This window comes from Chryseobacterium sp. TQ-BC-N36, assembly GCF_058382295.1.
In genome coordinates, this window is sequence record NZ_CM178175.1 from 3535079 (window position 1) to 3562031 (window position 26953).

At 37.8% G+C, this 26953-nt stretch carries 24 protein-coding genes and 1 pseudogene; 18 read left to right on the forward strand and 7 right to left on the reverse strand.

Going from position 1 to position 26953, the window contains the following annotated elements:
* Window positions 1-20: 20 nt before the first annotated feature.
* Window positions 21-782, reverse strand: coding sequence for an alpha/beta fold hydrolase (locus tag AC3FI7_RS15750; RefSeq protein WP_142723662.1), 762 nt, complete (start codon window positions 780-782; stop codon window positions 21-23).
* Window positions 783-1054: 272 nt separating this feature from the next.
* Here AC3FI7_RS15750 and mraZ point away from each other — a divergent pair, with 272 nt between their 5' ends.
* The 18 genes and pseudogenes from mraZ (at window position 1055) to AC3FI7_RS15840 (ending at window position 21402) form a co-directional block, all read left to right on the forward strand.
* Window positions 1055-1513 (forward strand): division/cell wall cluster transcriptional repressor MraZ, encoded by a 459-nt coding sequence (gene mraZ / locus AC3FI7_RS15755; RefSeq protein WP_110011282.1) that lies wholly within the window; start codon window positions 1055-1057, stop codon window positions 1511-1513.
* A 49-nt stretch (window positions 1514-1562) separates the two neighbouring features.
* Window positions 1563-2456 (forward strand): 16S rRNA (cytosine(1402)-N(4))-methyltransferase RsmH, encoded by an 894-nt coding sequence (gene rsmH, locus AC3FI7_RS15760; protein ID WP_142723661.1) that lies wholly within the window; start codon window positions 1563-1565, stop codon window positions 2454-2456.
* Window positions 2457-2555: 99 nt separating this feature from the next.
* The gene (locus tag AC3FI7_RS15765) at window positions 2556-2921 is read left to right on the forward strand and encodes an FtsL-like putative cell division protein (RefSeq protein ID WP_002981890.1); all 366 of its coding nucleotides are present in this window, start codon (window positions 2556-2558) and stop codon (window positions 2919-2921) included.
* Window positions 2905-4896, forward strand: a complete 1992-nt coding sequence (locus tag AC3FI7_RS15770) for a penicillin-binding transpeptidase domain-containing protein (protein WP_142723660.1) — start codon at window positions 2905-2907, stop codon at window positions 4894-4896. The genes AC3FI7_RS15765 and AC3FI7_RS15770 overlap by 17 nt, the downstream gene beginning before the upstream one ends.
* A 58-nt stretch (window positions 4897-4954) precedes the next feature.
* Window positions 4955-6415, forward strand: a complete 1461-nt coding sequence (locus AC3FI7_RS15775; protein WP_491460473.1) for a UDP-N-acetylmuramoyl-L-alanyl-D-glutamate--2,6-diaminopimelate ligase — start codon at window positions 4955-4957, stop codon at window positions 6413-6415.
* Between the two features lie 41 nt (window positions 6416-6456).
* Window positions 6457-6834: a four helix bundle protein gene (locus tag AC3FI7_RS15780; RefSeq protein ID WP_142723711.1), complete on the forward strand. Its 378-nt coding sequence runs from the start codon at window positions 6457-6459 to the stop codon at window positions 6832-6834.
* A 43-nt stretch (window positions 6835-6877) separates the two neighbouring features.
* On the forward strand, window positions 6878-8119 hold the full coding sequence (gene mraY, locus AC3FI7_RS15785) for a phospho-N-acetylmuramoyl-pentapeptide-transferase (protein ID WP_491460474.1): 1242 nt from the start codon (window positions 6878-6880) through the stop codon (window positions 8117-8119).
* A gap of 86 nt (window positions 8120-8205) precedes the next feature.
* A complete protein-coding gene (murD, locus tag AC3FI7_RS15790; RefSeq protein WP_491460475.1) occupies window positions 8206-9531 on the forward strand; it encodes a UDP-N-acetylmuramoyl-L-alanine--D-glutamate ligase in 1326 nt (441 codons plus the stop codon).
* Between the two features lie 71 nt (window positions 9532-9602).
* Window positions 9603-10856 carry an FtsW/RodA/SpoVE family cell cycle protein gene (locus AC3FI7_RS15795; protein WP_228451215.1) on the forward strand — a complete coding sequence of 418 codons (1254 nt, stop codon included), beginning with the start codon at window positions 9603-9605 and terminating at the stop codon, window positions 10854-10856.
* Window position 10857: 1 nt separating this feature from the next.
* Window positions 10858-11952 (forward strand): undecaprenyldiphospho-muramoylpentapeptide beta-N-acetylglucosaminyltransferase, encoded by a 1095-nt coding sequence (murG, locus tag AC3FI7_RS15800; protein WP_491460476.1) that lies wholly within the window; start codon window positions 10858-10860, stop codon window positions 11950-11952.
* Between the two features lie 111 nt (window positions 11953-12063).
* Window positions 12064-12353: pseudogene (locus tag AC3FI7_RS15805) on the forward strand (GIY-YIG nuclease family protein).
* A gap of 137 nt (window positions 12354-12490) precedes the next feature.
* On the forward strand, window positions 12491-13861 hold the full coding sequence (gene murC / locus AC3FI7_RS15810; RefSeq protein ID WP_491460477.1) for a UDP-N-acetylmuramate--L-alanine ligase: 1371 nt from the start codon (window positions 12491-12493) through the stop codon (window positions 13859-13861).
* A gap of 78 nt (window positions 13862-13939) precedes the next feature.
* Window positions 13940-14905 (forward strand): cell division protein FtsQ/DivIB, encoded by a 966-nt coding sequence (locus AC3FI7_RS15815; RefSeq protein WP_142723653.1) that lies wholly within the window; start codon window positions 13940-13942, stop codon window positions 14903-14905.
* Window positions 14906-14990: 85 nt separating this feature from the next.
* The gene (gene ftsA / locus AC3FI7_RS15820) at window positions 14991-16376 is read left to right on the forward strand and encodes a cell division protein FtsA (protein WP_142723652.1); all 1386 of its coding nucleotides are present in this window, start codon (window positions 14991-14993) and stop codon (window positions 16374-16376) included.
* Between the two features lie 91 nt (window positions 16377-16467).
* On the forward strand, window positions 16468-18381 hold the full coding sequence (gene ftsZ / locus AC3FI7_RS15825) for a cell division protein FtsZ (protein WP_142723651.1): 1914 nt from the start codon (window positions 16468-16470) through the stop codon (window positions 18379-18381).
* 91 nt (window positions 18382-18472) lie between these two features.
* The gene (locus AC3FI7_RS15830) at window positions 18473-18919 is read left to right on the forward strand and encodes a GatB/YqeY domain-containing protein (protein ID WP_142723650.1); all 447 of its coding nucleotides are present in this window, start codon (window positions 18473-18475) and stop codon (window positions 18917-18919) included.
* A 452-nt stretch (window positions 18920-19371) separates the two neighbouring features.
* Window positions 19372-19782, forward strand: coding sequence for a BrxA/BrxB family bacilliredoxin (locus AC3FI7_RS15835; RefSeq protein WP_002981903.1), 411 nt, complete (start codon window positions 19372-19374; stop codon window positions 19780-19782).
* Between the two features lie 105 nt (window positions 19783-19887).
* Window positions 19888-21402 carry a GH3 auxin-responsive promoter family protein gene (locus AC3FI7_RS15840; RefSeq protein WP_343660663.1) on the forward strand — a complete coding sequence of 505 codons (1515 nt, stop codon included), beginning with the start codon at window positions 19888-19890 and terminating at the stop codon, window positions 21400-21402.
* A gap of 68 nt (window positions 21403-21470) precedes the next feature.
* Here AC3FI7_RS15840 and AC3FI7_RS15845 read toward each other — a convergent pair whose 3' ends face one another.
* The 6 genes from AC3FI7_RS15845 to mutL all read right to left on the reverse strand — a co-directional run bounded on the left by AC3FI7_RS15845 (window position 21471) and on the right by mutL (window position 26855).
* Window positions 21471-21881 carry a hypothetical protein gene (locus AC3FI7_RS15845; RefSeq protein ID WP_291900485.1) on the reverse strand — a complete coding sequence of 137 codons (411 nt, stop codon included), beginning with the start codon at window positions 21879-21881 and terminating at the stop codon, window positions 21471-21473.
* A gap of 29 nt (window positions 21882-21910) precedes the next feature.
* Window positions 21911-22273, reverse strand: coding sequence for a hypothetical protein (locus AC3FI7_RS15850; protein WP_142723647.1), 363 nt, complete (start codon window positions 22271-22273; stop codon window positions 21911-21913).
* 4 nt (window positions 22274-22277) lie between these two features.
* Complete coding sequence (locus tag AC3FI7_RS15855) at window positions 22278-23249, reverse strand: endonuclease/exonuclease/phosphatase family protein (protein WP_343660660.1); 972 nt, start codon at window positions 23247-23249, stop codon at window positions 22278-22280.
* Window positions 23250-23322: 73 nt separating this feature from the next.
* Complete coding sequence (locus AC3FI7_RS15860) at window positions 23323-24315, reverse strand: endonuclease/exonuclease/phosphatase family protein (protein WP_491460478.1); 993 nt, start codon at window positions 24313-24315, stop codon at window positions 23323-23325.
* A 9-nt stretch (window positions 24316-24324) separates the two neighbouring features.
* Entirely contained in the window at window positions 24325-25053 is a 729-nt protein-coding gene (locus AC3FI7_RS15865) for a rhomboid family intramembrane serine protease (protein ID WP_142723645.1), read from the reverse strand.
* A 5-nt stretch (window positions 25054-25058) separates the two neighbouring features.
* A complete protein-coding gene (gene mutL / locus AC3FI7_RS15870; RefSeq protein ID WP_142723644.1) occupies window positions 25059-26855 on the reverse strand; it encodes a DNA mismatch repair endonuclease MutL in 1797 nt (598 codons plus the stop codon).
* Window positions 26856-26953: the final 98 nt, after the last annotated feature.

A 26953-nucleotide genomic window follows, 5' to 3' on the forward strand; every position in this document is an offset into this window, starting at 1 on the left:
AATGGTCATTTATAATGTATTTAAACTTTATCTTTTATCCAGTTGTACAGGATTTCATTGAACTCATCCGGCTTTTCCATCATGGCTGCATGACCGCAGTGATCTATCCAGAATAAATCGGAATTGGGAATGAACTTGTGCATATCTTCTGCCACCTCAGGAGGTGTTACATTATCCTGTTTCCCCCAGATCAGACATGTGGGAGTAAGGATCTTCGGAAGATCATTCAGCATATTGTGTTTGATGGCACTTCTGGCCAGCATTACCGTTTTTATTCCTTTCATTCTGTCATTTACCACACTGAAAACTTCGTCTACAAGGTCTTCCGTTGCGATCTTCGGATCATAGAAAACTTCTTCCGTTTTCTTTCTGATATAGGAACGGTCGTTTTTCCTCGGAAAGCTGTCCCCGAAAGTTCTTTCATATAGCCCGGAGCTTCCTGTAAGAACAAGATTTTTTACCAGGTCAGGTCTTGCCAGAGTCAGAATAAGCCCTACGTGCCCCCCCATCGAGTTTCCTACAATACTTACGGGGCCTGAAATATGACTTTCTATGAACTTGATAATATATTTTGCAATCGTGGTAAGATTCGTATTGAGTACCGGCAGATCATAGATGGGTAACTGTGGTACAAATACCTTAAACCCTCTTTCCGAAAAAAAATCTACCATTTTATCGAAATTACTCAAACCACCCATTAACCCGTGCAACAGCACTAATGGATGCCCTTCTCCCGCTTCTACATAGGAATATTTCTTTTCTTTTTTTGTACTAAATATCATAAAACGCCTTAATAAAGCCCTGCAAAAATACAAATTAAACCTCAAAAAAATTTTGATTATCCTAATTTAAGATAAAAATAATATAATATTCTCCTTTTTAACTTTTTTTTTCAAAACCGCTTTATTATGGCTTAAATAACACTTCCAACAACTCTCTTCATATCAGTATTTTACATTATTGAAATTCAATCTTTAATAAAACTTATTAACATTAAGTCAAAAAGTGGGAAAAAGTGGGAAATTTTGGAAATTATTATATAAATTTGTCCCAAATGAAAAATTTCATTGGGACATATGAGTGTAAAATTGACGACAAAGGCCGCTTAAAAGTTCCTTCATCTTTAATCAAACAGATGGAAAACTTCGACGATAAGGCGTTTGTAGTCAAAAGATCTGTGTTCCAACCTTGTCTGGAGGTTTATCCTATGAATGCATGGGACAAACTGATGGGTAAAATTAATAAACTGAACAGGTTCATAAAAAAGAATGCTGATTTCATACGAATGTTTACGGCAGGAGTAAAGACTGTAGAGTTGGATAATGCAGGAAGATTACAGATCTCCAAAGACCTTACGGTTTTCGCAAATCTTCAGAAAGATATTGTGATCACCAGCGCAGGAGAACTCTTTGAGATTTGGGATAAAGAGGCCTATGAAAAGGTAATTGCTACCAATGAAGCTGATTTTGCAAGCCTTGCCGAAGATGTGATGGGCTCTTTCGATGAAGAATAACTGTAGCGGTTATTAATTGATTATTATTAAATAAAAAACACAATTAAGCATGTATCATAACCCCGTTTTGTTGAAGCAGAGTGTTGATGATTTGGTGACGAATCCTGACGGAATATATGTGGACTGCACCTTTGGAGGCGGAGGCCATTCAAGAGAAATCCTGAGCAGACTTTCCGACAAAGGAAGATTGTTCAGTTTTGATCAGGATCTGGATGCACTTAAAAATACAATTGATGATCCACGCTTTACATTGGTCAATCAGAATTTCAGATTTCTGGAAAATTCATTGCTGATGTATGGAGTATCGCAGGTAGACGGTGTTTTGGCAGACTTAGGGGTGTCGTCTCATCAGTTTGACGAGGCAGACAGAGGCTTCTCAACAAGAAGCAATGCTCCTTTGGATATGAGAATGAACGTCATGCAGAATCTTGATGCCAAAAGAGTGATCAATGAATATGAAGAAGAAGAGCTTGCAGATCTTTTCTATCACTATGGAGAATTGAGAGAAGCAAGAAAACTGGCTAGAGAAATTGTTCATCACAGAAAAACAAAAAGTATAGAAACAACGGAAGATCTGAAAAAACTGTTCAGCTATATTCCGCCTCACAAGGTTAATAAATTCTATGCTCAGCTTTTTCAGGCGATAAGAATTGAAGTAAACCAGGAACTTGAAGTATTAAAAGAAATGCTGGTTCAGGCTTACAATGTATTGAAACCGGAAGGAAGATTAGTCGTTATTTCTTACCACTCTTTAGAAGACCGCTTGGTAAAAAGATTCCTGAAAAACGGAATGTTCGAAGGAGAGCCGGAAAGAGATATCTACGGAAATTATAAAAAGGCATTCGAATTGATTAAGAGTAAAGCGATTATTCCTGATGACAAGGAGATCGAAGAAAACTCCAGAGCAAGAAGTGCCAAGATGAGAACAGGAATAAAAGTATAAAATGTGAATGAGTGAATCGTCAATAGTGAATCATTAAGCAAAATAAAATTGACTATTGACACGAAGTAAATTCACTGCAAAGCAAATTGACATAATAAATTGGCAAAAAGAACAACAAATCGCCCCCAGAAAAGACTCACTTTTATAGATATTATAAAAGGTAACTTTCTGAACCGTGATGAGATCAAAATACATTACAAGTATTTTCTCCTGTTGTTTGTTCTGATGATGGCCATGATTTATACGAACCATCTCGTCAATAAAAAAATTAAAATTGTAAACGCCTTAAAGGAAGAAACAGAAGAATATAAATCAAGAAACGCTTACGCCCAGAGTAAGCTGATCAAAGTAAAAATGGAATCAGAGCTGGGGAAAGAGGTTGCACGGGATTCATTGATGACCCTGGAAAACCATCCTCACAAATTGCTAATAAAACTGGACAGTACAGATGCAAAAGCAAAATGAATACGACAATAAACGTAAGAAAACGTTACGATGGGGCTACCTCTTTGCAGTGGTAGCTTTGTGCGTGTTTGTCATGTTCTTGGCAAGAATTGTCATCCTTCAGAATACCAATGTCCAGGAAATCAAAGATGATTACATTAATAAAAACTATCGCGAAGCCACTTTAAAGGCCGCCCGTGGTAATCTTTTTGCTTCTGACGGCTCTATTCTTGCCACAACTGTAATGCGGTATGACATCTATCTTGACTTCAAAACAATGAAAGATACGGTGTACTCTAACAATATCGGAGCGCTGACCGATTCTCTGAGCAAAATGTTCGGAAAACCAAGAAGCGAATTCAGACAGAAGTTCGATGAACAGAAGAAAAAGAAAAACCAGTATTACACCCTGGTAAAAGGTCTTGATTTTGATCAATATGACAGGATCAGAAAGTTCCCGATCTTCAAAAGAGGTAAAAATAAAGGAGGATTCATCGTTGACAGAAATTACAAAAGAGAACTGGCTACTTCAGAAATCGGGGCCGGTACCATCGGTATGGATAACGGTGAATTTAAATCCGGACTGGAAGGCGCCTTTTCAAAATATTTAACTGGAACAGACGGTAAAAGATTGGAGCAAAGAATTAACTCTTCACAATGGAAACCCATTGACTTCTGGAAAGTTAAGGAACCTGTCGATGGAGAAGATGTCTATACCACCTTAGACCTTAGAATTCAGGATATTGCACACTCTGCTCTTGAGAAGCAGTTAATTAATTTTGAAGCAAAACATGGTACCGTTATCGTGATGGAAGTTGAAACCGGAAAAGTACGTGCTCTTGTTAATTTAAGAAGAACGGAATCAGGAGAATACGAAGACTCCTACAACTATGCCCTGAAAGATAATATTGAGCCGGGATCCACCTTTAAAACCATTTCACTTCTGGCAGCAATGGATGACGGATTCATTGACGAAAATACAACCGTAAACGTAGGAAACGGAGTATGGGTATATGCAAAACAGAGAATCTCTGACGGTCATGGCGGTGGAACTTATGATATCAGTGATGTTTTGGCTAAATCAAGTAACGTAGGTACTTCAAAACTGATCACAAAGTATTATGCAGATAAGCCACAGATTTTCCTTGATCATCTGAAACGCTGGAAATTGTTCGACAAAATGGATATCGAACTTCCGGGAATTACAAAGCCAAAGATTGTCACACCGGAAAACAAAAGATGGAACGCTGCAACGCTTGCTTCTATTTCGTACGGATATTCTTCCAATATCAACCTGCTTCAATTAACAACATTTTACAATGGGGTTGCTAACGGAGGAAAAATGCTTAAGCCTTTATTCATCGATAAAATCATGAAAGACGGAAAGGTAATGTATCAGGCAAAACCTGAGGTAATGGTCAACAAAATGGCTTCTGAAAAAGCGATTAAAATGATGACCAGTGCTTTAACGAAAGCCGTAGAAAAAGGAACAGGACGAAGTATTTTTACACCCAACCTGAAAATGGCAGGGAAAACAGGAACCGCAAGATTTGAGTACTGGCTGCCTGGCCCTATGAAATACCGTGCTTCATTCGCAGGATTTTATCCGGCTGACGCACCCAAATATACCTGTTATGTAATGATCAGTGAGCCCAATACAGCAAAAGGCTTTTATGGAGGATCCGTTTCAGCACCGGTGTTTAAGGAAATTGCAGGAAAAACATTCCTGAAGACCCCACAGAATATTGAAAAAGAAATGCTGGTAGACAAAAAGGTAAACCTGAGTAAAATGGTTGAGCCTAATGTGAAAATAGCAGTAAATGATAAACAGATGCCTAATGTAGTGGGATTAATCGGGAAAAACGTGATCCCGCAATTGGAAAACTTAGGCTATCGTGTCGACTATAAAGGAGTAGGAAGAATTAAAGAACAATTCCCGCTGGAAGGCACAACGATCAGTAAAAACCAGAGAATTTATTTGTCTCTGCAGAATTAAAAAACAAGCCCGTAAGGACAATTTTAAACCCAAATAAGGCAAAGCCTTATTGATAAAGATGATTATAACAGAATTAGTAAACAGAATCCCAGTACTGGAAATTCACGGTGATAACAGCCGTGAGGTTACAGAATTGGTGATCGACAGCAGAAAGGTTACAGAAGGTTCTCTTTATGTTGCAATGAGAGGAACTGTAGTGGATGGTCATTCATTCATCGCATCTGCTATTGAAAAAGGGGCTGCAGCAGTTGTTTGCGAAGAACTCCCTCAAACATTGGCAGAAAATGTAACCTATATTTTGGTAAAAGATTCGTCTAAAGCCTTAGGTCACCTGGCGTCGAACTTTTACGGAAACCCTTCTCAGAAACTGAAACTGATAGGTGTTACAGGAACCAATGGAAAAACCTCTGTTTCTACCCTTCTTTTTGATGTTTTCAAAAATCTGGGTTATCCTGCTGCGTTACTTTCTACTGTTGAAATCAGAATTGGTGAAGAAATTATACCGGCTACCCACACTACGCCTGACGTGATTACCATCAACAGGATTTTAGCTGAAGCCGTAGAAAAAGGATGTGAATTTGCTTTCATGGAAGTAAGCTCACACGGGATTGCTCAGAACAGAATTGAAGGATTGCACTTCAAAATAGCAGGCTTCACCAACCTTACCCACGATCATTTAGACTATCATAAAACATTCGAAGAATATTTAAAAACCAAGAAAAGATTCTTTGACGAATTAGAAGAGACGGCTATTGCCATCACCAATGTGGATGATAAGAACGGCAATGTCATGCTTCAGAATACTAAGGCTAAAAAGAAGTCTTACGCCCTGAAAACCATGGCAGACTATCACGGAAAACTATTGGAAGTTGATTTCAACGGAATGCTGCTGAACTTCAACGGAAAAGAATTCTGGACGACACTGACCGGAAAATTCAATGTATACAATTTACTTCTGGTTTTCGGAATTGCTGCTGAACTGGGTTTTGAACAGGATGAAATTCTTCAGGCCATCAGCAGATTAAAAAGAGTTTCCGGAAGATTTGAAACATTCAAATCCGACGGGGGGATTTTCTTTATCGTAGACTATGCACACACTCCGGATGCTTTGGAAAACATTCTGGACAGCATCAACGATATCAGAACCAAGAACGAAAGATTAATCACTGTATTTGGTTGTGGAGGAGACAGAGACCACTCCAAAAGACCTGAAATGGGAAATATTGCCACTAAAAAATCCACTCTGGCAATCATCACATCAGACAATCCGAGAACAGAAGATCCGGCACAGATCATCAAAGAAATTGAAGCAGGTGTTGAACCACAGAACTTCAGCAAATACACTTCAATTCCAGACAGAAAAGAAGCCATAAAAATGGCCATCAAGTTTGCAGAACCTAAAGATATCGTTTTGGTCGCCGGAAAAGGCCACGAAACCTATCAGGAGATCAATGGTGTGAAACATCATTTTGATGACAAAGAAGTAATTAATGAGCTCTGGAAATTAATGAGCAAATAGATTGAAAGATTAAACTCATTTAATGATTTAAAAATTTGATGATGACGAAGAATTTTGAAAATTTCCCAGTATATATCAAAAGTTTAGATCTTATTCAAAAAGTTTATGAGTTTCTTCAAAATCCAAGCTTTGAAAAAGAATTTGAATTTAATAACCAGATAAAAAGAGCGAGTTTTTCCATTAGCAATAATATTGCGGAAGGCTCAGAATATAATAATAACAGACAATTTATTAGATATTTAAAAATTGCAAAAGGCAGCTGTGCTGAGGTAAAAAGCATGCTGATTGTAAGTAAAAGATTAAAATTAGGTGATCAAAATAAAGCTGAAGAAATCATTACTCTTTCAAAAGAGGTTTCTTCAAACATATCAAACTTCATTAAGTATTTAAATGAAAATATGGAGAAGCCCAATCTTTAAATCTTTAAATAAATTAAATTTTTAAATAATAAAAAACAGAAACATGCTATACTATCTATACGAATATCTAACCAACCATGGAATCCACGTTCCGGGATTAGGAATGTTGAAATACATTTCCTTCCGTGCCGGAATGGCTGTACTGTTCTCATTGATTATTGCTCTTGTCTACGGAAAAAGAGTCATTAATTACCTGAGAACAAAACAAATGGGTGAATTGGTACGTGATCTTGGATTGGATGGCCAGAAACAGAAAGAAGGAACCCCTACCATGGGAGGACTTATCATTATTCTGGCAACCATTATTCCGGTATTGCTGTTTACCAGGATTACCAATGTGTATATTGTTCTGCTGCTGGTTTCAATGTTATGGATGGGAGCAATTGGTTTCCTTGATGATTATTTAAAGAAAGTCAAAAAAAATAAAGACGGCTTAAGTGGTAAATTTAAAATTGTAGGCCAGGTTGGACTAGGGCTGATTGTCGGAATTACCATGTATTTTCATCCGGACATCACCGTTAAAAGAAAATATGCAGATGCTAAGGTGGTCAACAGAAATAACGTAGAGCAAAATTTTATGCCGACAGAAAAAATTACCGTTTCCACCGTTCCTTTTGCAAAAAATAATGAATTCGACTACAGCGGAATTTTATTTTGGATGAATGACAAAGATGCCCATGAGTGGGCATGGGTTGTATTTATTCCTATCGTAATTTTCATTGTAACAGCCGTTTCAAACGGAGCCAATATCACAGACGGGATTGACGGTCTGGCCGCAGGAACAAGTACTATTATACTGCTCACGCTGGCCCTTTTCGCTTACCTTTCCGGAAACATCATCTTTGCAGATTACCTCAATATCATGTTCCTTCCAAACATGGGGGAAACCACCATCTTTGCCGTAGCAATGGTAGGGGCTGTAATAGGTTTTTTCTGGTACAATACCTATCCTGCACAGGTTTTCATGGGAGATACCGGAAGTTTGATGTTGGGAGGAGTGATTGCTGTATTAGCCATTATTTTAAGAAAAGAATTGCTGATCCCTGTACTATGCGGAATATTCTTAATTGAAAACCTTTCCGTAATGCTTCAGGTGGTTGTTTTCAAATACCGAAAAAGAAAATACGGGCTGGAATATGCCCAAAACAATAGACTGTTCAAGATGTCACCATTACACCATCATTATCAGAAAGAAGGATTCCACGAAAGTAAAATCGTGAACAGAATGATCATCATCGGGGTAATACTGGCAATTGTATGTCTGATCACATTAAAAATGAGATAAATTTTGTAAAAAGTAAAAAGTATTGATGTAAAAAGACACCAGATACATTGTACGTTTTACATTTTACATTTTACAAAAGAATAAATATGAAAATAGTTGTTTTAGGAGGTGGAGAAAGCGGATGTGGTGCTGCTTATTTGGCTAAAAAGAAAGGTCTGGAAGTATTTCTTTCAGATAAAGGAGCCATTAAGGATAACTATAAGCAGTTCCTTACCGATAATGAAATTGAATTTGAAGAAGGAAATCACGACGAAGAAAGAATTTTAAATGCTGACTGGATCGTAAAAAGCCCCGGAATTCCAAAAAAGGCGGAAATTATCAATAAAATTCATGAAAAAGGAATCAGACTTTCCTCTGAAATTGAATTTGCTTCTGAATTTACAGATGCAAAAATTATCGCCATTACCGGAAGCAACGGAAAAACAACTACAACTTCCCTGATCTATTATATCCTGAAAAATGATGGATTGAATGTAGGTTTGGGAGGAAATATCGGCTATAGCTTTGCCAAGCAGGTTGCAGATGAAAACCATGAGTATTATGTACTGGAAGTAAGCTCTTTCCAGCTGGATGATATTCAGAATTTCAGACCTTATATTTCTTTATTGCTGAATCTGTCCCAGGATCACCTGGACCAGTACAACTACAACTATGAAGAATATGCCTTGGCAAAATTCAGAATCACTGAAAATCAGGAAAATGATAATTTCTTCATCTACAACAAAGATGATGAAATGAGCAAAAATCTTCTTGAAAAGCTTGAGATAAAAGCCAAAATGATTCCTTTCTCAACAAAAGAGAAATTACCGGAAGGAGGTTTTGTGAATGAAGATGAAATTGTGGTAAAAATGAAAGACGAATTCTCAATGAAAGTTGATGAATTGTCTCTGTTGGGAAATCATAATGTAGCCAACAGCCTGGCAGCATCAATTGCCGGTAAGATTTTAGAAATCAACAACGAAAGTATCAGACATTCATTGATGACATTCCAGGCCGTAGAACACAGACTGGAGTTTGTGACAGAAATTGATGGCGTAAAATACATCAACGACAGCAAAGCAACCAACGTAAATGCTACTTATTATGCCTTGGAAAGCATGAAAACACCAACCGTATGGATTGTTGGCGGATTAGATAAAGGAAATGACTACACCGAAATTGAAGATTTAGTCAAAAGAAAAGTAAAGGCAATTGTTTGTCTTGGAGTCGATAACAAGAAGATCATCGATTTCTTTAAAGATAAAAAAGAATTTATTTATGACACTTCAAGCATGGAAGAAGCTGTGAGAATTTCAAAATCTCTGGCTAAAAAAGGCGATACAGTCTTACTGTCTCCATGCTGCGCAAGCTTTGACTTGTTTAAAAGCTACGAGGACAGAGGACGCCAGTTTAAACAACAGGTATTAAAATAAAAATGTAAAAAGTTCTAATGGAGTAACGTATTAATGATCATCAGTTTCATCAATACATTTTACATCAGTACATGAATACAATAATTATGGACGAACAGAACACAGAAAGCAGATTTGAATTTCTAAAGGGCGATAAAGTGCTTTGGATGGTCATCCTTGTGATCTCCATCTTCTCTATTTTCCCTGTATACTCTGCAAGTTCAAATCTCGAATACATTGTCAATAACGGGACCACAACAGGTCACGTTATCAAGCATATGTTCTTTGTAGTCTTAGGATTGGGTATTATGAGACTGGTAGGAACCGTAAAGTATGAATACATCGGAAAGCTCAGCAGTATTCTGCTTGGCCTGATGATTATTCTCCTGGTGGTTACCATGTTTACAGGCCAGACCATTGATGGAGCCAGTGCCTCAAGATGGCTGAAAATTCCTGGAACCCCCATCTCTTTTCAGCCTTCATCATTTGCATTTTTAATGCTAATCATCTATCTGTGCAGATATTTAACCAAAAAGATCACAAGGGAAAGACTTCCGATAGAGAATATCATGTATATCTTCGGACCTATCCTGCTTGTATTTGTATTGGTAGCCAAAGATAACGGCTCCACAGCATTAATGATTTTAATGGTTTCTGTGATAGTTCTTGTGATAGGACAGCTTCACTGGAAATACATTGCGGGCTTTATCTCGGCATCATTTGTAGCCATTGTATTCTTCCTTCTGATTGCTCTGAACACCAATCTGATCGGAGGAAACCGTGTTCATACATGGATGAGCCGTATCGAAACATTTACATCCAGTAAAGCCAAAACAGCAGACACAGATGATGAAAGCGTAAAAGCAAAAAACTATCAGGTAATGCAGGCTAAAGCAGCTATTGTACATGGCGGAATTACCGGAATGGGACCGGGAAAAAGTGCATTGAAACAGATGCTTCCACAGTCTGCCTCCGACTTTATTTTCGCAGTCATTGTAGAAGAATATGGGGTGATAGGCGCAGCCTTTCTGATCAGTTTATACCTGATTATGATGATCAGGATCGTTATGATCGCCAGTAAGATGCCGGCATTCTTCGGATCGTTGCTCGTTCTCAGCCTCGGGGTAATGATCTTTATTCAGCTTTCAGTAAATATTGCTGTAGCAGTGAATCTGATCCCGGTAACAGGACAGCCACTGCCTTTGATCAGTTATGGAGGAACCTCAATGCTGGTGACTTATTTACAGTTAGGTATTATTCTAAATATAAGCTCAAGAATTCAGATTTATGATGAAGAAGGAATGGGCAAAAAACAAAGTATAGCAGAAATAAACGATATCGCTTAAAATGGACAAAAAATTAAAAATACTATTATCAGGCGGGGGAACAGGAGGACATATCTTCCCGGCCATCGCTATTGCTGATGAGATCAGAAAAAGATTTCCTGATGCAGAATTTTTGTTCATTGGTGCCAACGGGAAAATGGAAATGGAAAAAGTTCCACAGGCAGGATACAAAATTGAAGGCATTGATATCGCAGGAATTGACAGAGGAAATTTACTTTCCAATCTGGGACTGCCTTTTAAGATTCTGAAAAGCCTGTCCAAATCTAAAAGGATTATTAAAAACTTTGCGCCTGACTTTGCGGTAGGAACAGGAGGATTTGCCAGCGGACCCGCACTTTATGAAGCAAGCAAAATGGGAATTCCGATTTTCATTCAGGAACAGAATGCCCATGCAGGGGTAACGAATAAAATCCTCAGCAAGAAAGCTAAAGCAGTCTTCACGGCTTATCCGAAAGTAGATGGCTTTCCGGCAGAGAAAATAAAATTCCTGGGAAATCCGATTCGTGAAAATATTATTTCAGGAATGCGGGATACTGCTCAGGCAAAAGAGAAAATGGGACTGGATAAAGACAAACTTACCATTCTTTCAGTAGGTGGTTCTTTAGGATCCAGAACATTAAATAATGCATGGAAAGAAAACCTTGAAAATCTGAAAGAAAAAGGGTATCAGTTAATTTGGCAAACAGGAAAACTGGATTACAAAGAATTGTCATCCAGCCTTCAGCTTCCAGCTTCAATTCATCTGAAAGAATTTATTAAAGACATGGAACTGGCCTATTCTGCCGCTGATATCATTGTTTCCAGAGCAGGAGCTATTGCCATTTCAGAACTGGCTGTAGCACAGAAACCGGTGCTTTTGGTGCCTTTCCCTTTTGCAGCGGAAGACCATCAAACTAAAAATGCTATGAATCTGGTTGAAAAGAATGCAGCCAGAATGGTAAAAGACTCTGAGATGCAGGAAAAATTCTGGAATACATTATCAGAAATCTGTGAGAATGAAAATATAAGAAAAGAAATGTCTGACAATCTTACCTATTTTGCCAAGCCAAATGCCGCAAAAGAGATTGTAGACGAGATTTTTAAAGTAATAAAATAATTAGGAAAGGCTTCGACAAGCTCAGCCTGACCTACATAAAATAAGACAGTTAGTATTAGAGCTGTCACCCTGAGCTTGTCGAAGGGCCAGTAAGCAAACACAAATGAATAAATGAAAATATATTATGTATACATTGTAAAATGTTCTGATAATTCTTATTATACAGGCTTTACCAATGATTTGGAAAGGAGAATTAATGAACGTAATGACGGATTAAATCCTGAAAGTTACACGTATACAAGAAAACCCGTAGAACTTGTTTTCTACCATGAATTTAATGATGCTACTCAAGCGATAAGCTTTGAAAAACAAAAGGTTGGAGTAGAAAAAAGAAGGAAGCAATAATAAATGATAACTGGGATTTATTACCAATGTTATCAAAAAATAGAATGAAAGATTAGAGGCTTCGACAAGCTCAGCCTGACTCTGTTAAAAATTTAATCCGTTAACAAGTCATGGATATCAGTGATTGAAGTCTTATAATATATTAAAAATAAAGCTCTGAACTAGTTAAGAGCCATTAAAGATTAAAATATAAATGAACATTTTACAAACATATCAGACTTTTTACTTCGTCGGAATCGGAGGTATCGGAATGAGCGCACTGGCGCGTTATTTCAATGCCTCCGGGAAAAAAGTATTGGGCTACGACAAAACCAATACAAAACTTACCCAGAACCTGATGAACGAAGGCATTGATATTGTTTTTGAGGATCTTATTGATGAAAGAATAACCTCTCTTCAGAAAGAAGATACACTCGTCATCTATACTCCTGCTATCAAAACACTTGGAATACTGGATTATTTCAGCCAAAATCAGTTTGAAGTTCTGAAAAGAGCGAAAGTTTTAGGATTAATTACAGAAAATACAGACTGCATCGCCATAGCTGGCACTCACGGAAAGACCACCACGTCTACCCTTGTTGCCCATTTGTGCAAAGAAGCAGATCTTCCTTTCTCATGTTTTCTGGGAGGGATTTCTGAAAACTTTAAATCCAACTTCCTGTACAATGGTTCTACCTATTCTGTAGTAGAAGCAGATGAATATGACAGAAGCTTCCTGAACCTTTCTCCGGACTGGGCAGTCGTGACATCTACAGATGCGGATCACCTTGATATCTATGGAGATAAGAGCCATATTGAAGAAGGATTCAGACAGTTTGCAGCCTTAGTGCCTGAAGACAAACAGCTTTTTATAAGAAAGGGGCTGGAAATCGGCAGAGGACATCAGACTTATGCCGTTAATGAGTCTGCGGACTATTATTCAGACAACCTGCGTATGGACCATGATAAAATTTATTTTGATTTCCATACCCCAACAGAAACGATAAAGGATTTTGTCTGGGAAATCCCGGGAATTCATAATGTGGAAAATGCTACTGCAGCACTGGCTATTCTGCATAATTTAGGCGCAGATTTTGATACGCTGAAAAAAGCAATTGCCAATTTTAAAGGAATTAAAAGAAGATATACCAAACATATTTATCCAAACGGTAAAATTTATATTGACGATTACGCTCACCATCCTACAGAAATCAATGCTGTAATGAGCTCAATCAGAACATTTTATCCTGATAAAAAACTTCTGGTAGCCTTCCAGCCCCACCTTTTCAGCAGAACAAGAGATTTCGCAGACGGATTTGCGGAAAGCTTAAGCAAAGCCGATGAACTTATTCTGCTTGATATTTATCCTGCGAGAGAGCTTCAGGAGAATTTTGAGGGAATTACTTCAAGCTGGCTGCTGGAAAAAGTGACATTAGATAAAAAAGAGGTATCGACTTTATCCGATGCTTTTGAAAAAATAAAAGAAAAAGATTTTGATATCCTTCTTACGGTAGGCGCAGGAAATATAGATACCCTGTATGATCCTATCTGTGAATGGATAAGTGCTGTACAAAGTACAATGTAAGATGTACAATGTATTGTGAGAAAGAAATAATAAAGAAAATATACAGGTACACTGTACTTTTTACATTGTACAAAAAATATGAAAAATAAATACAGAATATTAAAAATTGTTGTCACTGTAATCATCTTAGGATTTTTACTGAGCTTCTCATTGAGAAGATTCAGCCGTGAGGAGATTACGGACAATAAGATTTCTGTAAAAATGAGCGAGAAAACTCCGGTGTATTTTGTGGATGAAAAAGATATCAGGGAGATTGTAAAAAAAGAAAACCCTTCAGGAAAAGTAGGAGATCTAAATATTCCTTCTTTAGAAAAAAAGATCAATTCTCTTCCGGCAGTGGATAGCGCCAATGTCTATCTGAATCTGAATGGAAAACTGAATCTGGATATCAAGCAAAGAGTACCTGTCTTCAGGCTGAATAAAGACGGAAGAGACTTTTATGTAGATGAAAAGGGGATTGAATTCCCGATTTCAAGAACCTATTCACACCCATGTATGCTGGTAACCGGAAATGTACAGCCGGATGAATATGAAAAACTGGCAGAACTGGTAGAAAAGATTGACAAAGATGATTTCAGTAAAAAATATTTTATTGGAATCTCAAAAAATAAAGACAGTTATAGCCTGCTTACAAGCGAAGGAAACTATAGAGTAGAAATAGGAGATCTTGATAATATCGACTTTAAAGTAAAAGGATTTAAAACCTTTGTTGAGAAATACCTGGTATACCAGGATCCGCAGAAATACAGTATGGTTTCTGTGAAATATCAAAATCAGATTGTCACTACTTTAAACCCTTATTTTAAAGAAAATGACAGTATTTTAAAGGCAGGAAAAATGGAACTGGCCAAAGCTCCTTCTACAGCAGCAGCTAAAAAGACGGATAGTAAGCCCCAGACAACGGAAGCGAAAAAGGCCTCCACCACGGTAAAGCCTAAAGAAAGTACAAAAACGAAAACACATACAAAAGAAACGAAAAAAGCCGAGAAAAAGCCACCCGTCAAGGCACAGTCCAAGCCTAAGGCAAAAGTAAAAATAGAATAGGCCCTTCAGGGCATTTAATGCACAAATAAGAGATCATCCTTATAGTGAAAAAGGAAAAAAGTAGAAAAAATCAAATCGATATAAAATGGAAAATCAAGAGTATTCAGTAGGTCTGGACATCGGGACAACAAAGATAGTCGCGATTGTCGGAAGAAGGAATGCACACGGGAAAATAGAAGTTCTCGGTGTAGGAAAAGCTAAAAGTCTTGGTGTTCATAAAGGGATTGTGAATAATATTTCACAGACCATTAATTCAATCAAGGCTGCAGTATCCGAAGCACAATCCAGCGCCGGAGTTCCTATCCGCAAAGTTACGGTAGGTATTGCAGGAAAACACATCCGTTCTCTGCAGCACTCCGATTATATTATGCGTGAACATCCTGACAAATTTATTACAGACGATGACATTGAAGCATTAAAAGATCAGGTAAAAAAACTGGTCATGCTTCCTGGAGAAGAAATTATCCACGTACTTCCTCAAGAATATAAAGTGGATTCCGAGGGGGAAATTCAGGAACCTGTCGGAATGCATGGAAAACGATTAGAAGCAAACTTCCATGTTGTAGTAGGCCAAATGGGCAGTATCAGAAACATTGCAAGATGTGTCCGTGAGGCCGGCCTGGAAATGGAAGCCCTTACTTTAGAGCCATTGGCGTCTTCAGAAGCTGTCCTTACCAAAGAAGAGAAAGAAGCTGGGGTGGCCATCGTTGACATTGGTGGTGGTACAACCGACATTGCCATCTTTAAAGATAATATCATCCGTCATACCTGCGTGATTCCATACGGAGGCGGAATTATTACCGAAGATATCAAAGAAGGCTGTTCTATCATAGAGAAACATGCAGAACAACTGAAAGTAAAGTTTGGTTCGGCTGTTCCCGAATTGGAAAAAGACAGTACTTTTGTAACCATTCCCGGGCTTCACGGAAGACCGGACAAAGAAATTTCTTTAAAAACGCTGGCACAGATCATCAATGCAAGAGTAGAAGAAGTTCTGGAAATGGTAAATACAGAGCTGAAGGCTTACGGTGCTTTTGAACAAAAGAAAAAACTGATTGCCGGAATCGTTCTTACCGGTGGGGGTTCAAACTTAAAGCATCTTCGCCAGCTGGCCAATTATACCACAGGTTTTGACAGCAGAATCGGTTTTGCGAATGAATATATTGCCAACGATAAAAATCAGTATCTGAAAGGCCCTGAATTTGCTACATCTATCGGATTACTGATGGAAAGTTTAAAGATCAGGGACAAAAAGCAGAATATTGATGAAATAGCAGAAGTTGTCACTGAACAGCCAAAACCGGAAGTTACTGCAGCACAGACAGAAACTGTTCAAACTGTTCAGCAGGCTGCGCCCGTTCAAGAGCAACAGTCTTTTGAAAAGGAGAAACTGGAAAACAGAAAAGCGAAATTGACCTTCGGCCAGTCGCTGATGGAAAAAGTAAAAAAATTCTTTGAAGAAGTAGAGTAAATTATAAATGATGAATGATAAGCGATAAACGATCTTTTCCTTATCAATTATCATCAATCAATGATCAATTATAATTATAAAAAGTATAGTTATGGAAAATTTAGGTACACAAGGATTTTCATTTGATTTACCAAAAGGAAATTCATCCATTATAAAAGTAATCGGTGTAGGAGGCGGTGGAAACAATGCCCTGAAACACATGTACGAAAAAGGGATTCACGGGGTTGATTTCGTGATCTGTAATACAGATGCCCAGACTTTAGATAACAACCCGGTAGCCAATAAAGTTCAGTTGGGAACTTCTATCACAGAAGGGCTTGGAGCTGGTGCCGATCCTGAAGTGGGAGAAAAATCTGCCATCGAAAGTATTGAAGATATCAAAGCGGCTATGGGACAAAACACCAAAATGGTGTTCATCACTGCCGGAATGGGTGGTGGTACCGGTACCGGAGCTGCACCTGTCATTGCTAAAGTCGCAAAAGACATGGGAATCCTGACGGTAGGTATTGTTACCGTTCCTTTCAGCTTTGAAGGGAAAAGAAGGCTGGAACAGGCAGAAAACGGTCTTGATAAATTAAGAAATAATGTTGACTCACTTATTGTCATCAATAATGATAAACTAAGACAGCAGTTCGGGAACCTTGGATTCAAACAGGGATTCTCAAAAGCCGATGAAGTTTTAACCAATGCTGCCAAAGGAATGGCAGAGGTTATTACCGGTTACTTTGATGTAAACATTGACTTTAGAGATGCTAAATCTGTACTTCAGAACTCTGGTACTGCGCTGATGTCAACAGGTATTGCTTCGGGTGAAAATAAGGCGGAAGAAGCGGTAAGAAAGGCTTTAGATTCTCCATTATTGAATGATAACAAGATTACAGGAGCGAAAAACGTACTGTTATTGATCAGAAGTGGTGCAGAAGAAGTAACCATGGACGAAATCGGGGTGATCATGGACCACATCCAGAAAGAAGCTGGAAATACAGCGGATATCATTTTCGGGGTGGGTGCTGATGAAGAATTAGGAGATGCAGTAAGCGTTCTTGTTATTGCAACAGGATTCTCCAACGATAATAAGAAGTTTGCAGGACCTACAGAGAAAATCAGAATCAGTCTTAACGACAGTTTTGAAGCTCCCAAAAATTCTCCTTTCAAAACAAGAGAAGAAAGAGAATCTGCTCCTGAAACCACGCATGATTTTGGTGGGAAAAATCTTTTCAGGCTGGATGATGAAGACCACGACATCTCATTCAATGTGAAGTCTACTGAAAAAAAAATGATTATTGAAGAAGAACAGCCCAGAACTGAAATAAAATTCTTTGATAAAGAGGAAGATACGGTGAATACTCCTGAACAGAACTGGAGAAATGAAGAAGGTGCAGAAGAAGAATACAGCTTATTCTCTATTGATGAAGAGCATGACGATCCTAACGATCTTGAGATCCAGTCTTTCTCATTTGATTTTGAAAACAAGAAAGATGAGCCACAATCCGGAACTCCGCTTACAAGCTCTTTTTCAGAGGAAAAACCTGTTGAATTCAGCTTCTTTGTCAACGAGCCTACAAGAAACGAACCCAATACCGATTTTGGACAGCCAAAGGCAGAATTTAATACCCCAACAAACGCTGCCATAGCTGAACCCGCTCAAAAAATAGAAACATTCTATCAGAAACAGGAAGAACCAAAGGCTGAAATAAGATCAGCTTCTGAAAACAAAACAGAAATTGAAACTCCGAAAACTGAAGAATCAGAATTCACTTTCGTGAATAAAACAATTGATCAGGACAGAGTGATTGAAAGAAGAAATAAATTAAAAGAATTCAACTCACGCTATCAGAGCTTTGACAGCACAAGTGAATTTGAATCTATTCCGGCTTTCAAAAGAAAAAATATTTCGATCGACGGAAACAATGCATCAGACCAGAACATCAATACATACCTGTCTGATAACAATGGATCTATGCAGATCAGAGAAAACAGATTTTTAAATAAAGACGTAGACTAAATAATATAACAATGTAGAAATGTACCAATGTAACAATTACCAGACATTTATTGGTAAACTGTTACATTGATACATTGTTAAATTTGAAACCATGAGTTTAGAAAATACAATAAACGAAGCTATAAAAACAGCAATGAGAGCTAAAGACAAAGTAGCTTTAGATTCTCTGCGTGCTGTAAAATCCCAGATATTACTGCTTAAAACTGAAGCTGTAGGAGCAGAAGTAACTGCAGAACAGGAAATTGCCATCCTTCAGAGAATGGTAAAACAACGTAAGGATTCTTACGACCAGTTTACAGCCCAGGGCAGAAATGATCTCGCAGAAGTAGAGGAAGCTCAGATGAAAATTATTGAGCAGTTTTTGCCAAAGCAGCTTTCTGCTGAAGAACTGGAAACAGAAATTAAAAACATTATTTCTGAAACCGGAGCTGAATCTATCAAAGATTTAGGGAAGGTAATGGGAGTGGCATCAAAAGCATTAGCCGGAAAATCTGATGGAAAAAGTATTTCCGAGATGGCTAAGAAACTCCTGTCTTAAGGTGATCCGTTTTTTGAGATTTGAACTGATTTACAAATCTCTTAGACACGTTTCACTCCATAACTAAGGATATACAACCTTTGCATATCGATTTGATTAAAGAAGTCCGGAACTGTTCAGTTCCGGACTTCGTTTTGGATATTAAAGTTTGTTAATCAGTTTTAATTCTAAACTGAAAAAAGAATTTAGCTACTACCATATTTCAGACAGTATTTAAGTGATTGATTGCTTGAGGGAAAGCCTTAAATGTTTTTTTCATGGTCCTTGTTTTTCAGAATCATTTCAAATTTAATAATAATATTTCATTATTCCTAGTCTTAATTCACTTTTTTTTGAATATTATTGAAGTATTAATATTTGGTTAATTTTATATACCTAAACGATTGATAGTTTTTATATATTGAACAAACGCCAGGAATTGCTTAACTTTGTGGTGATAAAAAACAAAATATATGTATCCAACAGATTTAGTAATGCCTATGAAGGCAGAGCTTACAGATAAAGGTTTTCAGGATTTAACAACTCCTGCTCAGGTAGAAGAAGCTTTAAAGCAGTCCGGAACAACATTACTGGTCATCAACTCTGTATGTGGTTGCGCTGCAGGAGCGGCAAGACCAGGAGTAGTATACTCTTTGACAGGAGATAAAAAACCAGATCATTTAACGACCGTATTCGCAGGATATGATACTGAAGCGGTAGTAGAAGCAAGAAAACACCTTGCTCCATTTCCTCCAAGTTCTCCGTGTGTTGCCCTTTTCAAAGATGGTGAATTGGTTCACATGCTGGAAAGACACCACATTGAAGGGAATCCGGCTGGTGCTATTGCTGCCAACCTTCAGGCTGCTTATGACGAGTATTGCTAATATACAATAAACTAAATATCAAACCGTTACATAATCTGTAGCGGTTTTTTTATTTAATCAGATAAAAAATTTTCTGAAAATTCAAATATCATTATATTTGTTGGAATGGCAACCAAAGCACTTTTCAATACCGTGGTCAACTGGTTTATCCGTCAAAGAATTGACCAGATACAGAATTTCATGGATCATCCCATTGAAACACAGAAAGGTATACTCTTTTCTCAGTTGTTTCATGCAGAGGATACAGAATATGGTAAACTTTACGGTTTCAATTCCATTTCAAGTTATCAGGATTTTAAAAATAAGGTTCCGATTGTTACCTATGAAGAAATGGAACCCTATATTGAAAAAGCAAGACAGGGATATAAGGATGTAAGCTGGCCCGGGCTCATTAAACATTTTGCAAAATCGTCGGGGACTACCAATGCTAAAAGTAAATTTATTCCCATATCTACAGAAAGCCTTGAATATTGTCATATGAAGGCAGGAAAGGATATGGTTTCCATCTATGCGAACAACCATCCTGAAAATCAGCTTTTCAACTATAAAAATTTACGGTTAGGCGGAAGCTCTGAACTGTATGCGGATTTCAATACTAAATTTGGTGATTTATCTGCTATTTTAATTGATAATCTTCCTTTCTGGGTAGAAATTACCACCACCCCAAGTAAGAAGGTATCTCTGATGGGAGAGTGGGAAAGTAAGCTGAAAGCAATTACTTCTGAAGTAAAAAATGAAGATGTGGGAAGTATCCTAGGGGTACCAAGCTGGATGATGGTCCTTCTTCAAAGAGTACTGAAGGAAACCCACGTAGGAAGTATTTCTGAATTGTGGCCCAATCTGGAGGTGTTTTTTCACGGCGGAATCAGTTTTAAGCCCTACAGGGAGCAATACAGGCAGATCATCGGAAAAAACATCAATTACTACGAAATTTATAATGCTTCTGAAGGATTCTTCGGCATCCAGGACCGATCAGACAGTGATGAGATGCTTCTGATGCTGGATTATGGTATATTTTACGAATTTATCCCGATGGATCAATTTCATTTTTCAAATCCGAAGGTTGTCAATCTCGAAGATGTGGAAGTGGGAAAAAATTATGCTATGGTCATTACAACCAACGGGGGACTTTGGAGATACCTGATTGGTGATACGGTAGTCTTTACTTCAACCAATCCCTTCAGAATCAAAATAACAGGAAGAACCAAACATTACATCAATGCCTTTGGGGAAGAACTGATGATTACCAATGTAGAATCTGCCCTTTCAAAAGCCTGTGAAGTAACAGGGGCCCAAATTACCGACTTTACAGGAGCTCCAGTCTTTATGAAAGGAAATGAAGGCGGCGCTCATGAATGGATCTTTGAATTCAGCCAGCATCCGGATAACCTGGACCACTTTATAGATGCCTTTGACAAGCATTTAAAAGCCATCAATTCAGATTATGAAGCGAAAAGGTACAATAATATGACCTTAAAAAGGCCTATTGTTCATATCGCTAAGGAAAACCTTTTCTACCAATGGCTGGAAGCTAAAGGAAAGCTTGGAGGGCAAAATAAAGTACCGAGATTAAGTAATGACAGGGAATATATTGATCCATTACTGGAAATGAATAAGTAAGAGAGACCGATGGTGTCATTTCTTTTCTGTATTAAAAAGCCGTAATTCAGTTGAATTACGGCTTTCGTTTATTTACTTAGATCTTCTTTAACTTTCTTTGCAGCTTCCTCTACTTTCGAAGCTCCTTTTTTTGCAGCTTCTTTTGCATCCTGTCCTACTTTATCAGCTTCAGATTTGATATCCTTACCCGCTTTGTTAAGATCCTGTTTCGTCTTATCTGCGGTGGCATCAATTTTATCTTTCGCTTTCTGAGCAGCTTCGTCAATCTTATTTCCTGCGGCATCTACTTTAGCCTTCACATCTTCTTTAGCATTGTTGATCTTTGCAGTATCCACAACGTTAGGGGTTTCAGTAGTTGTAGTGGTGGTTGTAGTAACTGATCCGTCAGGATTTTCTACCTGTTCTGTTTTTGTTGTTGATTTTGTGCATGCCACCGTGAATACAGAGATGGCCACTGCAGCCAGAATTTGCTTTTTCATATTGTTTATTGTTTAATGTTTTTTTGGATTTATTCTGTTTTGGCTTCCTGAGCAGCCGGTTTTTCTGATGCTTTCTGCTTTTTTTCCGCTTCTGCTTTTTTCTTCTCCTCTTCTTGTTTTGCTTTATTCTCTTTTTCAAGCTCCACCTTCATTTTATTTTCTTCGTCCTGAAGCTTTTTAGCCTGTTTTACAGAATCAATATACTGGGGAGAAGACATTCTTATTTTACGTGCAATATCTACCGAAACAGCTCCTGTAGAAAAGGAATCAACAGCAGCAGTATCATAAGTTATTTTAACCTCCTGCTCATCTCCGAAGCCCGGAGATTCCTTTTTGGAACAAGCAGTAAAAAAAATTGTAAAAACAAAAATAGCAGCCAGTAAATTTTTCATGGAACTAATTTAACAGAAATTCTGCAATTACAGGATAGTGATCCGATAATTTCACAGATTGGTCCACTTTATAGCTTAAAGGAATGATTGATTTTGAGCTGAAAATATAATCGATTCTCAAAGGAACCTTATAATCATGAAAGCTGCTCGCACTTCCTTTTCCTGCTACTAAAAATGCATCCTGAAGATCTTTTCCCAGATTATAATACTCATATGAATTGGGAACAGAATTAAAATCACCGGCAAGAATGACGGGATATGGTGATAAATCCACCATCTTTCTGATTCTTTTTACCTGATCTTCATGAGCCTGAAATGTAGGGGTCATATGAGAAAGTAATGTTGAAACATTTCCAAAACCCAATCCGTCAAGCTTCGTAAACATCGATTTATTAAGTCTGAAAGGTTCAAGATAAACATTAATAATTCTGATTACCTTTCCATTAATATCTATGTCGGCATAGAATGAATTTCCTCGCGCTTTCTCATCAATCAGTTCTGCCTGCCTTACAATTTTATGTTTGGTTTTAAGAATTACTGATGGGTACTTTATAAGATCGCGTTTTATAACACGGTTGGTATCTTTTTCCTGTACGAGAATGATATCCGCATCCTGTGCTTTGATATAATCCTTTACCTTATCCCATCCATATTCTCCATATTTCACATTAAAAGTCAGTACTTTGATATCCCGTATTGTTTTTAAGTTTTCTATTTTAGGGGAAAAGTTAATCCATCGTCTGATGGGGTTATAGAAAATAAGGGTACCTAACGCAAAAGCGATTGCAATTTTTTCTTTTTTGAAGATCCAGATCAGCGTAAGAATGACGTGTGTCAGGATAAGATAAGGAAAACCAAGAGAGAGAAGATTCAGGTTGCCCAAAATATTGGGTGGAATCCACGCATTCCCCAATGTGCATAACAGCAAAACGGCAACAACGATATGTATGAATAGTAATATCTGATTCGACTTCATGAAAAACGGTCTTGGTACGGTTTTCTTTCATCAAAAACCCTACCAAGCAAGTAAACTTTAACTCTTTTTATGATTATTTACGTGTTGAGGAGAACTTAGCTACAACCGGGTAATGATCTGAAACACTTATAGAACGGTCAACTTCATAAGATATTGTCCGCAATGATTTTGAAGAAAAAACATAATCAATTCTGATCGGAAATTTATAGTCATGAAAACTGGTGCCACTTCCTTTTCCGGCTTTTAAAAATGCATCTTCAAGCCCATCAGATAGATGATAGTATTCATAAGAATTTGGTACAGAGTTGAAGTCCCCGGCAAGAATAACCGGATAAGGCGAATTTTCAATTACCGGGCTGATTAAATCTACCTGATCCTGGTGTTTTTTAAAGGTTGGAATCAGTCTTTTTATGACATCTTTTATCTTTTGTTCATCGGCATCGGTATTACCATTGAGCTTCACCATTTCTTTCTCGAAATGAAACGGATTAAGATATACATTGATGAACCTATATACCCTGTCGTTAATTTCTATATCAGCCATCAATCCAGGAATTCTCACGCTTTCATCCAGTGGATGTATGATCTGCTGCTTAATGATTTTATGCCTGGTCAAAATCGTCAGTCCTCCTCCCGGATTTGTCTTCTGATAACCTTCAAATTCATATTCTTTCCCTGCATCCTCCTGTAAAAGAATCACATCTGCATTCTGAGATTTTAAATAATCTGTAACTTCTTTTTTCTTTACAATTCCGCTTCTTGTATTGAAAGAAACAACCTTGAAATCTGAACTGTTCTTTGAATCAGAAGAGTAGTTAACCCATCTTTTAACGGGATTTATAAATGCTAAACCCGCCAGCATAAATAAAAAAGCTCTTTTTTTCCAGCTGAAGACCCAGAATACCGTCAGAATGATGTAGATAACGATGAGAATCGGGAATCCCAGTGACAGTAAATTAAACCACGGAAAAATCTTAGGCGGAACATAGGCATTCAGTAAAGTACCCAGCAGCATAAACAGAATTCCCAGATGTAAGATGAACAGTATGAGTCGGAAAACCTTCACAAATTTATTTTAGTTAAATCGGTACAGGTGTTTTTTCCAGTTTCGTGCCAACAGCCACCCTACCAAAGCCCCACCTACGTGAGCAAGGTGGGCAATACCTCCTCCATTACCGGAAACTCCCAGATATACAGAGATCACTACAATGATCGGCAACAGATATTTTACTTTAATCGGGACCGGAATAAACATAATCCCAATTTTAGAATCCGGATATAATGTTGCAAATGCAGCAACCACGCCGAAAATAGCTCCCGATGCACCTACCATTGGTGTTGCTACAATAGCTTTTAAACTTTCCAATAATTCTTTTTGTTTAAGAATCGATTCAGTGCCTCCTGCAAATTGGACACTTGCTCCTGACAGATAAGCGTTTACATTAAATCCCAGCTGCTGTAATTCATTAGAAATCTGTTGGGCTTCCACAAAATTCCACGCATTAAAAAGAAAAAACGCACCTAAGCCACTCGCAAAATATAAAAGCAAATATTTTCTGTCTCCTAATGTCTGTTCCAGAATAGGCCCAAAACTAAAAAGCGTCATCATATTAAATAAGATGTGCATGATACTTCCATGCATGAACATATGGGTAATAATCTGCCATGAATGGAAAAATGGTGAGAAAGGATAAAAGCCTGCAAGATAGCCAATCATTTGATTTCCCATAAAGTAAGTAGCAATAAATACTACCACATTTATGATAATGATGTTCCTTGTAATAGGCGGTATATTATTAAACATAATTTTTAAAATTTGTTTTTAAAGTCATTAAACGGAACTTCATAAAAGCATCTTTTACCATCCGGTAAAAATTCCGGAAATCCTAATGCTGTAAAGTCTTTAATAAGCTGTTCCGCATCTTTTTTATAAATAAAGTCAAATCTTGACTTCGACTGCATTTTATTCCATTGATTATGGTAATACAGCATAAATTCTTCTTCCGTCTTGTATTCCAGGATCTCAAAAAGGTTTTCCAGGAACTTCATCGCCTGGGTTTCTTTCAGCCCTTCAGGAAGTGAATCTATCCGAAGTACACTTTCATGAGCAATTTTCATGTCAAACCCTAATTCCGGAAGATATTTTTTTATCGCATTGTATTTTGTCTTCTCAATCTCATTCATATGATACTCCAGAGAGAAAAGAAGAGCATGACTGTTTGTGCTTGATTTTCTGACAGATTTGTTACTCTCAGATACCAATAGCCGGTGCATTCTTCCCAGATCAAGCATAAGCGTTACATCACCTTTATTGAAAAGCCAGTAGCCGTTCGGGAGCCTCATCAGGTCTTCGTCAAAATCCTCATCTTCAAACAGATTGATCTTTGAAGGTTCAGCTGTGATATTCTGGTGGTACATTTCTGTAAGATTCTGAATTTCCTCCGGGTGTACTACATTCCTTTCTTCAAGGAAAGGATTATAATCTTTATCTACAATGATCTCAGGCATTTTGATAACTCCTCCACCGGTACCGCCGCCATTGCTTTTACTTGGAATCGGTTTATTCATCATTTCATCCAGCTCCGGATCTCTGTCAAAATCGAGGCTTGGAGACACATTATAAATACCCAAAGATCTTTTAATCGTTGAACGGAGCAAAGCAAAAATAAGATGTTCATCCTCAAATTTCACCTCTGTTTTCTGCGGATGAATATTCACGTCGATTTTCTCAGGATCAAGCTCCAGAAAAAGGAAAAACGAAGGCACATATCCCGGCTGAAGAAGCCCTTCAAAAGCCTCCTGTACTGCTTTATTAAAGTAGGGACTTCTGAAATACCTGCCATTTACAAAGAGAAACTGCTCCCCTCTTGCTTTTTTAGCTCCTTCGGGCTTGGCAACAAACCCATGAAGCCTACACCAGATGATATCTTCTTTGATAGGAATCAGAAGCGGCTGAAGTTTTCTGCCAAAAACATCTACAATACGTTGCATCTGGCTTCCTTTTCTCAATCTGAAAACAGCCTCATCGTCATGGAACAGCGAAAATTCCAGATTTTCATGAGCTAATGCCACACGCTGAAATTCATCAATTACGTGTCTGAATTCGATATTATTATTTTTCAAAAACTTCCTTCTTGCAGGAACGTTATAGAAAAGATTTTTTACTAAAAAATTGGAACCGTCCGCAGTCTGAACCGGATCCTGAAACTGGAAAACTCCACCTTCGATATAAATGTTGGTGCCAATGGAAGTATCTTTCTGTTTCGTTCTCAGCTCTACCTGAGAAACAGCAGCAATAGAAGCCAAAGCTTCACCACGGAATCCTTTTGTAGCAATTTTAAAGATATCTTCTGTTCCTTTGATTTTGGAGGTAGCATGTCTTTCAAACGCCATGCGGGCATCGGTCTCAGACATTCCTTTTCCGTCATCTACCACCTGAATAAGGTTTTTCCCGGCATCCCTGATGATCAGTTCAATTTTCGTTGCATCTGCATCTATAGCATTTTCCAAAAGTTCCTTCACGATGGATGCAGGTCTCTGCACCACCTCTCCTGCTGCAATCTGGTTGGCTACATGATCCGGTAAAAGCTGAATAATATCTGACATAAAAACGTAAATCAACTTACAAAAATAGTCAATGGAATCGGGAATTAAAATACTAAAACCGTGATTTAATATTTAATTATCAACATTTTTACCTATTT